Origin of the sequence: Marinimicrobium sp. UBA4509 (assembly GCF_002388575.1) — a bacterium.
In the GTDB taxonomy this organism is placed as follows: domain Bacteria; phylum Pseudomonadota; class Gammaproteobacteria; order Pseudomonadales; family Cellvibrionaceae; genus Marinimicrobium; species Marinimicrobium koreense.
In genome coordinates this window covers 742-9810 of record NZ_DGMV01000043.1, presented here as the reverse complement: position 1 = coordinate 9810, position 9069 = coordinate 742, and the positions used below count along the sequence as shown (strand labels likewise).

General features: G+C 59.9%; 8 protein-coding genes. 1 reads left to right on the top strand and 7 read right to left on the bottom strand.

All coding sequences use genetic code 11. The annotated features are described in order from the left end of the window. Positions 1-32 precede the first annotated feature (32 nt). Positions 33-314, bottom strand: coding sequence for a hypothetical protein (locus tag B3520_RS06505; RefSeq protein WP_024460422.1), 282 nt, complete (start codon positions 312-314; stop codon positions 33-35). Between the two features lie 27 nt (positions 315-341). After that, entirely contained in the window at positions 342-3266 is a 2925-nt protein-coding gene (gene rapA, locus B3520_RS06500) for an RNA polymerase-associated protein RapA (RefSeq protein WP_286805591.1), read from the bottom strand. Positions 3267-3451: 185 nt separating this feature from the next. Between rapA and B3520_RS06495 the strand changes: the two genes are divergently transcribed. Then, positions 3452-4348 carry a D-hexose-6-phosphate mutarotase gene (locus B3520_RS06495; RefSeq protein WP_286805589.1) on the top strand — a complete coding sequence of 299 codons (897 nt, stop codon included), beginning with the start codon at positions 3452-3454 and terminating at the stop codon, positions 4346-4348. 125 nt (positions 4349-4473) lie between these two features. Here the strand turns inward: B3520_RS06495 and B3520_RS06490 are convergent, their stop codons facing one another. The 5 genes from B3520_RS06490 to htpG all read right to left on the bottom strand — a co-directional run. Continuing rightward, positions 4474-5457: a malate dehydrogenase gene (locus B3520_RS06490; RefSeq protein ID WP_024460425.1), complete on the bottom strand. Its 984-nt coding sequence runs from the start codon at positions 5455-5457 to the stop codon at positions 4474-4476. A 217-nt stretch (positions 5458-5674) separates the two neighbouring features. After that, complete coding sequence (gene lapB, locus B3520_RS06485; protein ID WP_286805588.1) at positions 5675-6859, bottom strand: lipopolysaccharide assembly protein LapB; 1185 nt, start codon at positions 6857-6859, stop codon at positions 5675-5677. A 5-nt stretch (positions 6860-6864) separates the two neighbouring features. Then, positions 6865-7164: a lipopolysaccharide assembly protein LapA domain-containing protein gene (locus B3520_RS06480; RefSeq protein ID WP_123637566.1), complete on the bottom strand. Its 300-nt coding sequence runs from the start codon at positions 7162-7164 to the stop codon at positions 6865-6867. Between the two features lie 27 nt (positions 7165-7191). Beyond that, positions 7192-7482 carry an integration host factor subunit beta gene (gene ihfB, locus B3520_RS06475; protein WP_024460428.1) on the bottom strand — a complete coding sequence of 97 codons (291 nt, stop codon included), beginning with the start codon at positions 7480-7482 and terminating at the stop codon, positions 7192-7194. Between the two features lie 158 nt (positions 7483-7640). After that, a partial coding sequence (htpG, locus tag B3520_RS06470; RefSeq protein WP_286875703.1) for a molecular chaperone HtpG occupies positions 7641-9069 on the bottom strand: 1429 nt, incomplete at its 5' end.

The window sequence follows — 9069 nt, the reverse complement described above, 5'->3', positions numbered from 1 at the left end:
CCGCCTCAGTGCCAGATTATTGTATCGGTGTCCTACTCATCAAACATCTGAATCATGTAGCCGCCTTTGATGGCGGCCTGCATCGCTTTGTCAGCTTCCACGACGCGGGGGTCTTTGCGCAGGGTGTCGGCGACGTATTTGCGGTTTTCAATTTCGATCTCGGTGAAGCCCGCGCGCATCAGGTAGATTTTGCACAGTTGTTCCGCACCGAATAAATCCACGTAGTCGATGTAGACGATAAACGGCTTTTTGTCGCCGGCTTTGATGTCGTCGCGATCCGCACGTGCGGTGCCATTGGCGGAAAATATATACATTCAGAATCCTCTGGGACGGCCGGGCCGTCATACCGTCATGATGACACGCACTGCGTCCATTCGCAGTTGCGCACGATTCAAATACTGCTCGGAATCCGTCAGCTGTTTTTCAAGCGTTTCGATTTCCTGGTGGCGAACGTTCGGGTTCACTTCGGCCAATGCCCTCAGGCGCTCAAGCTCTGCGGACAGCGCTTGGGTCACTCGTGTGCGTGCGTCGTCGATCAGGGCCTGTTGCTTGGGTGCAACCAGGGCTTCCGCCTGGTCCATCATTTCCGCCAGTTGTGGGCGGGCGTGGCGGACGAGGTCCTGGGCGCTGGGGCGTGGGACTTTTTGCAGGAGGCTGTCGAGCTTGCCCGCTGCGAGTGCGCCGCTGAGGTCTTTGCCTTTTGGATCGAGCAGAACCCGCAGGACCGATTCGGGCAGGTAGCGGTCCAGTTGCAGTGCGCGCGGCGCCGGGCAGTGCAGCACGAACAGGGCTTCCAGCAGCAGGGTGCCGGGCTTCAGGGGCGGCAGCTTGATGGTGGCCAGGGCGGTGTTGCCGAATTCGCTGTGGGCAATCATTTCCTGGGCGCCATGTACCATTGGGTGCTCCCAGGTCAGGTAGTGCATGTCTTCCCGGGACAGGGCGAGGTCGCGATCAAAGGTCACGGTCATGCCCTCTTCCACCAGACCGGGGAAGTGGGAGACGCGCATCTGTTCGCTCGGGTGCACCACCCAGCTCTGCTCACCGTGCTCGTCCTGATCAATCCCGAAAGCGTCGAACACCCGCTCCAGGTAGGCCGGCAGCGTTTCATCGGAGTCCTGTTGTTCCAGCGCCTCGACCAGAGGTGCGGCTTTTTCCGGCTGGCAGGAGTTCAGCTCCAACAGGCGATCCCGTCCGGCCTGCAATTGCGCCCGCAGGGCTTCGGCCCGCTCGCGGGTGTCGTCCAGCAGTGCATCGAATGCGGTGTCGTCTACATCGGTGAGCGAGGCGAGCAGTCGCGCTTCAAACTCATCGTACAGTGTCCGGCCAATGGCACAGGTGTGCTCGAAGGCGTCCAGGCCACGGTGATACCAATACAGCAGGTGTTCCTGGGCGGTATCCGCGTAGTGCGGCGTATGGATATTGACCTGTCCCTGTTGGCCGATGCGGTCCAGGCGACCGATGCGTTGCTCCAGCAGGTCCGGGTTCAGAGGCAGGTCAAACAGCACCAGGTCCTGGGCGAACTGGAAGTTGCGCCCCTCACTGCCGATCTCCGAACAGATCAATACCTGAGCGCCGGCTTCCTGATCAGCAAAATAGGCGGCGGCCCGGTCGCGCTCCAGCAGACTCAGGTGCTCATGAAAAACGGCCGAGGCGATGCCTTTGCGCAAGCGCAAATAGAGTTCCAGTGCCTGGGCGCTATCGGCACTGGCGCAGATGACCAGTACCTTGTTACCGCGTTGGCTTTTGAGGAAATCACTCAGCCAGTCGACCCGTGGGTCCACCAGCCACCAGTCGGCCCCCCGGTGTTCAAACCAGAAATTTTCCGGTCGCAGTTGTTCATCCAATGGCCGCTCGCTCAGGGCCATCAGGTCGTCATCATCCAGGTCCAGGGGATGGTTGTGCAGCTTGCGCTCCGGGAAGCCGGATACGGACGCACGGGTATTGCGAAACAGTACCCGGCCGGTGCCGTGACGATCCAGCAGGGCGTGAATTGCCTGCCCCACGGCTTCACCCGGCTGATCCTTGGCCTGGGTCTTGAGGCGCTTGAGTTCCGCCTCCGACAGATAGTCGGTCAGGGCGCCATCCAATGCGTTTACCACATCGCTTGAGCTCCCGTCGCGGGCGGCCAACAAACCCTGTACCCGCTGATTGAGCGCTTCGTAGCCATCGTGCTCGGCGAGAAAGGCGTTCAGGTCATGGTAGCGATCCGGATCCAGCAGGCGCAGACGGGCAAAGTGGCTTTCCACACCCAACTGCTCCGGTGTCGCGGTCAGCAGCAACAGACCGTCCGAGACTTTCGACAGCCCCTCAATGCAGCGATAGGAGGCGCTGGGCTCGCCATCGTGCCACTGCAGGTGATGAGCCTCATCCACCAAGAGCAGATCCCAGCCGGCTTCCACCGCCTGCTGGTAGCGCTGCTCACTGCCGCTCAGAAACTCCAGGGAACAGAGAATCAGCTGTTCGCTTTCAAACGGATTGTCCTCGGCCTCGGCAATAACGATTTCCTCGTCATCGGGTAACAGGGACGGATCGATATCGTCCAGTCCGGCCATGCCCTGGCAGCGCGCTTCATCCAGTAGCGTAAAGCTCAGGTTGAAGCGTCGCAGCATTTCCACCAGCCACTGATGCTGCAGACTTTCGGGCACCACTACCAGCGCGCGACGGACCCGCCCGGTCATCAGCTGCTGATGCAGAATGAGGCCCGCTTCGATGGTTTTACCCAGGCCAACCTCATCCGCCAAGAGCACACGAGGCGCCTGACGTCGCCCCACTTCGCTGGCAATGTATAACTGGTGTGGCAGCGGTTGAATGCGCGGACCACTCAGGCCATAAACCGCGCTCTGCCGGTGGCGGTGCAGGGTGTCCAGGGTCTGGTGGCGCAGGCTGAAGTGGGTGTACTTGTCGATCTGGCCGGAAAACAGGCGCTCGCGGGGCGTGCTGAATTGGACAAAGCTGTCCAGTTCAAACTCCGGGATCAGGTGCTCGTCCCCTTCCTCGGTATAACCTTTGTAGGCCAGCAACAGCCCCTGCTCCATGACTTCGGCGATGGTGATGGTGGTGCCGTCCTGGTGGCTGATCACCTCGTCCACCTGATAACGGACCCGACTGACCGGCGCACTGCGCAGCGCGTAAGTCCGACGCTGACCGGCGGCCGGGAACCCCAGGGTGACCTGTCGCTCGTCGGTTTCCAGGACAATGCCCAGACCCAGTTCCGCTTCGGTGTCGCTTACCCACCGCTGACCAATGACAAATTGCTGTTGACTCACGCCGGCCTCTTTCTTTCGCTGATTTCAGGGTGCGCATGATACTGGCTGCGTGGCCGAAAGCCAAAGGGTGAGCGGGCGGCGGAGCAAAATAGCCGGTGTTGCCGCCGGCAACATGGTCTGTTTTCCCCCATTTGGCGTAAAATAGGACGGTTTTTCTTCACAACGTCCGTCGACGAGGAGTCACTATGCCCGCATTGGCCGATCTGGTGCGCCCCTACGCGGGGATCACTTTGACCGACAGCAAAACCCTGTTTCCCGACGCCCAGGGCACGGGACTGCCCCTGATTCGCATTGACACCGACCTGTGTCAGGCCGTGGTCGCCCCCCAGGGCGCCCAGTTGCTGTCCTTCACCAAGGCCGACGGCACACCCCTGCTCTGGCTGAGCCCGCAGTGCCAGTTCGAGCCGGGCAAGGCGCTGCGCGGTGGGGTGCCGGTCTGTCTGCCCTGGTTTGGCCCCCACCCTGACGACAATAAACCCCAGCACGGGTTTGCCCGCACCTCCGACTGGGCGCTCACGCAGGTGGCCCAGGCCGATAACGGTCGCTGTGAACTCTGGTTTGAACTGGAACACTCCGGCGATGAACGATTCGAGCAACCCTTTACCGCCGCCCTGCGGATGGTATTGGGTCAGACCATTGAGCTGGAACTGGGCCTGACCAATCACGACTCCCACGCCGCGGATTTCACCTGGGCGCTGCACAGCTATCTGCCGGTGCAGACACTGGACGACGCTCGGGTTCCGGTGCTTGCCGGGCGGGATTATCTGGACAACCTGCAGAACCACGCCCGCCTGAGGCAAAGCGGCCCCCTGACCTTCACCGGGGAGGTGGACCGGGTGTTCCCCGACGTGGAATCCGAGGTGACTCTGGAGCCAACACCGCACCTGCGGCTGAGCCATGAAAATTGTCCCAGCCTGGTCACCTGGAATCCCGGCGCCGAAAAAGCGGCGGCCATGGACGATATGGGAGAAGGCAACGAACAGGGGTTTGTGTGTCTGGAACGGGGGGCGGTACTGGATGAGGGATGGACATTGGCACCCGGCGAAACCCGCCGAGGGAAAGTGACGATCAGTGCGCTGTAGTTTTCAGTCGAGAGGTGAGGTGTCGGATTACGCGCTGAGCGCTAATCCGACCGACGGACCGACCATATTCAGTAGGTCGGATTAGGCCCGAAGGGCCGTAATCCGACACCACTTCAGGAGCCGCCTTATGCCGGCAGCAGATCCTTCACCGCGTCACGCTCTTCCTGCAGCTCTTTCTCGGTGGCCTGCATCTTCTCGCGGGAGAAATCATTGATCTCCACACCCTGAACGATTTCCCAGTCGCCGTTTTTGCACACGCAGGGGAAAGAGTAAATCAGGCCCTTGTCGATGCCGTAGCTGCCATCGCTGTACACGCCCATGCTGACCCAGTCGCCTTCAGCACTGCCCAGCGCCCAGTCGCGCATATGGAAAATCGCCGCATTGGCCGCGGATGCCGCGGAGGAGGCGCCACGGGCATCAATGATGGCCGCACCGCGCTTCTGTACCACCGGAATGAAGTCACTCTCGTACCAGGACTGGTCAACCAGTTCCATGGCGTTGGTGCCGGCCACTTTGGTCTGGTGAATGTCCGGATACTGAGTCGAGGAGTGATTGCCCCAGATGGTCAGGTGGGTGATATCGTTGATGGTTTTGCCGGTTTTCTGGGCCAGTTGAGTCAGGGCACGGTTGTGGTCCAGACGGGTCATGGCGGTGAACTGACGCGGATCCAGATCCGGGGCGTTGCGCTGGGCGATCAGGGCGTTGGTGTTGGCGGGGTTACCGACCACCAGCACTTTTACGTCGCGGGAGGCGTGGTCATTCAGCGCCTTACCCTGAACAGAGAAAATCTTGGCGTTGGCTTCCAGCAGGTCCTTACGCTCCATACCGGGACCACGGGGACGGGCACCTACGAGCAGCGCGTAATCGGTGTCTTTGAAAGCCACCGCCGGGTCGTCGGTGCAGGTCATGCCTGCCAGCAGCGGAAAGGCACAGTCGTCCAGCTCCATGGCTACGCCTTCGAGGGCCTTGAGCGCCGGAGTGATTTCCAGCAGTTGCAGAATGACCGGCTGATCTTTGCCCAGCATTTCGCCAGCGGCGATGCGGAACAGAAGTGAGTAGCTGATTTGACCGGCGGCGCCGGTGACAGTAACGCGTACAGGTGCTTTCACAATGTGTCTCCGTTTTGGGTATAAATTCAGTGGCTTCCCCGGCGCCCGTAACCATTAAGGGGGCGGCTTCATCCGGCGGAAGTAGTGGCTGTCTTGTTGTGGGAGGTTGAACCGACGCAGCCTGACGGCCGGACATTATAGGGGATTGGGAGAAAATTTCACCCGTTTGGCGCCTATTAACTCCTGCGATGGAGGGAACACTACCGCCGAACCGGTACTACTCCCCTTCCACCCCGGTAATAGGTGTGATGCTGCCCCAGGTCTTGCAGCTGGGACACAGCCAGTGCAGCTGGTTGCCTGTGAATCCACATTTGCGGCAGTGGTGGCTGGGCTTGGCTTCCAACACCTGATCCACCAGTTGCTTGAGCAGTTGCAGGTTGTCTCGCGCCCTGCCCTCGGAGTGCAGCAGATACAGCTCGACCAGCCGGTTCAACAGCTTGATGGTGGGCCGCTGACGCAGATGCTCGGCGATAAAATCCGCCGCCGCGTAATCATCCCGTGCCCAGCGCACCTGCTCGGCCAGTTTGATCACCAGGGAGCTGCTCGGATATTGGGCCAGCAGCTCTTCCAGATAACGCTGCAGCCCTTTACTGTCACCCAGGCGCTCGTAGCAGGCACATACCAGCTCCAGACTCTCCACCACCAGCTCAGGGTCCTGGTGGGGAATGCGCTGCAGAATTTTCAGCGCTTCGCGTTCATTACCCTGGCCGTGTTCCAACTGGCCCCAGAGCAGGCTGGCGCGCACCGACTGGCGATCAAAGCCCAGCGCTTTCTGCAACTGGCGGCGCGCGGTGAGCAGATCGTTCCGTTCCATGGCGTCTTCCGCCAGCTCACAACAAAAGTGCGCCCGCGCTATGGCCCGCTCGCCGGTGTTTCGGCCAAAGCGACGCTGGCCGATCTGATTGGCGGCCTCAATGGCTTTTTCCCAGTCTTTTTCGTCCTGGTAGATTTCAATCAGGTGGGTGAGCGCTTCGGATTTATATTGGCTGTTTACATCCACCAACTCGTGGAGCAAGCCTTCCGCACGATCCAACAGCCCCGCCCGGATAAAGTCGCGGGCCAGTTCCAGCTGGGCTTCATGGAGTTGCGGAGTGGTCAGACTGGGGCGAGCCAACAGGTTCTGGTGAATGCGGGTGGCTTTGGCAATTTCGCCCTTGCGACGCAGAAGATTGCCCAGGGCCAGGTGGGTTTCGAGGGTATCAGAGTTGACCTCCAGGGACTCGATAAAGGCATCCACGGCGCTGTCGGCCTGTTCATTCAGCAGGTAACTGAGCCCCTTGAAATACTTGGGGCCATAGTGCTGGTTCTCCTGCTGCAGGCGACGACCACGCTGCCGCCAGCCGAGCACAAAGCCCGCCGCAATCGCCACCATGATCAGGCCAAACAAGCCGATATCGACCATGGGCATCAATCCCGGATGGGTTGCAGGCGAAGTTGCTTGAGCTCTTTCTCGCACCGGGCGAGTTGACGTTCACGGGCGCGCAACTGACGGCGCAACCGCAGCACTGTCGGCAGACTGACCGCCATGCCCAACAGGGTACCCAACGCGGTGAAGATCAACAGCCAGACGCCCAGAGACAGGCTGGGAAGCCCCAATCCCATAAGAGTGACCGGTACCGCCTGAGCGTTTTCCAGCGCGAACCAGACGCCCAGCAGAAACGCGAGCACCAACAGGGCGACTTTAATCCAACGCAGAAGTGGTTTCATGGTGCGATAACCTTGGGATAGGGTGCGTCAGTGGTGCAGGCTTTCGTTAACACGATCGCGCATCTCCTTACCCGGCTTGAAGTGAGGGACATACTTGCCTTCGAGTTCAACCGTTTCGCCGGTTTTCGGGTTGCGGCCCATACGGGGAGCCCGGTAGTGCAGAGAGAAGCTTCCAAAGCCGCGTATTTCGATCCGCTCGCCGGATGAGAGTACGTCGGCCATGTGGTCGAGAATGAGCTTAACCGCTAACTCAATGTCTTTGACCGGCAGTTGGTCCTGTTGCTCGGCAATGTACTCGATCAGTTCCGATTTGGTCATGGCATTTGCCCTGTTATTGGAGAAGAGGGTGCCCGCCGTTTACGTCGCTGGGCACCCCGTGCTGGCCTTGCACTTATTTTTGTCCAATTTCAACAACTTAGGCTAGCTTATACCGGACCAGAGGTACAAGCAAGGGGGCGGATTTTTGGGGAATGCCTTCAGTGGCTCAGCTCCAACAGCAGCTTGTTCAGCCGCTGCACGTAAGCCGCCGGGTCTTCCAACTGGGTGCCCTCGGCCAGGTTGGCCTGATCGAACAGCACTTTGGCCAGATCGGCAAAGCGGTCTTCATCGGGCTCCTGATCCAGTTTCTGTACCAGCGGATGGTCCGGATTGAGCTCGAAACTGGGCTTGGACTCGGGCACTTTCTGTCCGGCCTGCTCCAGAATACGGCGCATCTGGGCGCCCATTTCATGCTCGGCCACCACCACACAGGCGGGCGACTCGGTCAGGCGATGGGTAATGCGCACCTCGGCCACGTCGTTCTCCAGGGCCTTCTTGACCCGTTCCAGCAGCGGCTTGAGTTCTTCGGCCTGCTTCTCCTGAGCCTGCTTTTCGTCCTCGGAGTCCAGCTTGCCCAGATCCAGCTCGCCCTTGCCCGCGTCCTGGAATGACTTGCCGTCGTATTCCATCAGGTGGCTCATCAACCACTCGTCCACCCGATCGAACATCAGCAGCACCTCGATGCCCTTCTTGCGGAACACTTCCAGATGCGGGCTGTTCTTGGCGGTGTTGAAGTTCTCCGCCGCAATGTAATAGATCTTGTCCTGGCCTTCCTGCATCCGGCTGATGTAATCGTCCAGGGACTGATCCTGCTCTGGCTTGTCAGTGTGGGTGCTGGCGAAGCGCAGCAGCTTGGCGATTTTCTCGCGGTTGGCGAAATCCTCCGCCGGCCCCTCTTTCAGCACCTGACCAAACTCGGTCCAGAACTTCGCGTACTGCTCCGGCTCGTTCTTGGCCATTTTGGTCAGCATATCCAGCACCCGCTTGGTCAGCGCGGTGCGCATGGTGTCGATGTTCGGGTCTTTCTGCAGGATTTCCCGCGAGACGTTCAGGGACAGATCGTTGGAATCCACTACCCCTTTGATAAAGCGCAGATACAGCGGCAGAAACTGCTCGGCGTCATCCATGATGAAAGTGCGCTGTACGTAAAGCTTCAGGCCGCGAGCGCCGTCCCGGTTGTACAGATCAAACGGGGCATGCTCCGGCACGTACAATAGGCTGGTGTAGTCCAGCTTGCCTTCCACCCGGTTGTGGCTCCAGGTCAGCGGATCGGCATAATCGTGGCTGACATGCTTGTAAAACTCTTTGTACTCTTCATCGCTGATATCGGAACGAGAGCGGGTCCAGAGCGCGGTCGCGGTGTTGACCACTTCGTCCTCGGGCGCCTTATCCTTGTCCTCTTCCGAGGTCTGCAGCTTCTGCATCAGCACCGGAATATCGATGTGGTCGGAGTACTTTTTGATGATCGAGCGCAGGCGCCAGTCATCGGCAAACTCGTCGGCATCGCTGCGCAGATGTAACTCAATCGAAGTACCACGGTCAGCCTTCTCGACGGTTTCGACACTGAATTCGGCCTCACCGGCACTT

Bases quoted from the DNA above. Each gene is read 5' to 3' on its own strand.
- ihfB (WP_024460428.1), bottom strand. From the start codon at position 7,482: ATGACCAAATCGGAACTGATCGAGTACATTGCCGAGCAACAGGACCAA.
- lapB (WP_286805588.1), bottom strand. From the start codon at position 6,859: ATGGTCGATATCGGCTTGTTTGGCCTGATCATGGTGGCGATTGCGGCG.
- B3520_RS06505 (WP_024460422.1), bottom strand. From the start codon at position 314: ATGTATATATTTTCCGCCAATGGCACCGCACGTGCGGATCGCGACGAC.
- B3520_RS06480 (WP_123637566.1), bottom strand. From the start codon at position 7,164: ATGAAACCACTTCTGCGTTGGATTAAAGTCGCCCTGTTGGTGCTCGCG.
- B3520_RS06495 (WP_286805589.1), top strand. From the start codon at position 3,452: ATGCCCGCATTGGCCGATCTGGTGCGCCCCTACGCGGGGATCACTTTG.